General features: G+C 42.7%; 1 protein-coding gene. It reads right to left on the reverse strand.

The window, feature by feature from the left end:
- Positions 1 to 145: 145 nt before the first annotated feature.
- On the reverse strand, positions 146 to 1,342 hold the full coding sequence (locus KQI71_RS12230) for an IS91 family transposase (RefSeq protein ID WP_216436393.1): 1,197 nt from the start codon (positions 1,340 to 1,342) through the stop codon (positions 146 to 148).
- Positions 1,343 to 1,352: the final 10 nt, after the last annotated feature.

Raw genomic sequence — 1,352 nt, forward strand, 5'->3', positions numbered from 1 at the left:
TTCTTCACCGAAATCGTCATCAAGTTCGTCATCATTTAAGAAATCATCCATATCCAGAAGTTCCTCCTCGCTCCTATGGCGAATGTCCTTGGACGTCATACCTTCTGGGGGATTTTCAATGTATTTTCTGCGCAGTTCCTCGATATCAGGTTTCATAAATGGGAATCTCCTTTCGGAGAGATGATATCATGAGAATTCCTGCGGAGGAACGTTTTCCACGAGATTTGGACCTTACTTTCTCGTAAAGTTCTTCGAGAGAAACGCGCTGGTGATTGTAGTAGAGTTCAAGAAACTCCATTTTGTGCCGGCAATCAGGACACTGTAAAGGGTCATACCCAAAAGAAGAGAGAATAGCAGTACGCCACTGATTGAAGCTACGAAAAATGTGATGCTTTTCTTTTGCTATAGCACGATGCAGATGATTGTCAATTTCACGGTGGCGGGCATAGATTCCCCCAGATCGGATCATTTTAAAGTGCTTTTCAGGGATGTGCCTGATGAACCGTTTTATGAAAACTATAGCAGGGAGAGTTTCTTCGACATACTTTTTGTCTTCGTGGCGATTGTAAAGGAAGGTAACGAACTCACCGTCGTATTTATCAATTCGGGATGTGGCTATAACCGGGCGACCGAGATAGCGGCCGATATCTTTGACTACGGTTTTAGGATCACATTTATTAGGCTTGGCATAAACATAGAAGCCCTGTTTGTGTTCTGAATAACATAAGGCTTTGAGTTTCTTGAAAGAGGGGCCAAGCCGGCGTTCCATTTCGTTAAGCAAAGCGGTACGAAAAGCATTTCGAAGGTATGTATAATTAAAGTGCGTGATATGGCGCCAAAAACCAACATCGCTGTAGCCACCTTCGGAAATCAGACAGTGAATGTGCGGATTCCATTTGAGATTCCTGCCAAAAGTATGAAGAAGCATGATATAGCCAGGGGTGAAGTTTTTGGATTTCTTTATTTTGAAGAACATACGGGAAATAACGCTGGCAACAGAATGGAAAAGAGAATGAAGCAGGGATCTGTCGTGAAGGAAAAAATCACGGAGATTTTCATCAATCGTGAAGACACAGTGTCTGTGCTGGACGTTAATGAGTTTAAAAGACATGGATGTAGTACGTTCCATAGAGTACTTGTTGCCGCAGGTGGGGCAGAAACGGCTGTGGCAGCGAAAAGGAACGAACTTAAGTTTTCCACAGTGAGGGCATCCATACATAGCGCCACCAAAAGCAGGGTCACCACAGTTGATCATTTTTTCGATATTTTCCATCTCGGAAGATCTGGGATGAAGAGTATATTTGATTTCTTCATAATCGTCGGTAAAGATTTTTTGTAAGATATTCCTATGT

Origin of the sequence: Anaerostipes sp. MSJ-23, assembly GCF_018918155.1 — a bacterium.
GTDB lineage: Bacteria > Bacillota > Clostridia > Lachnospirales > Lachnospiraceae > Anaerostipes.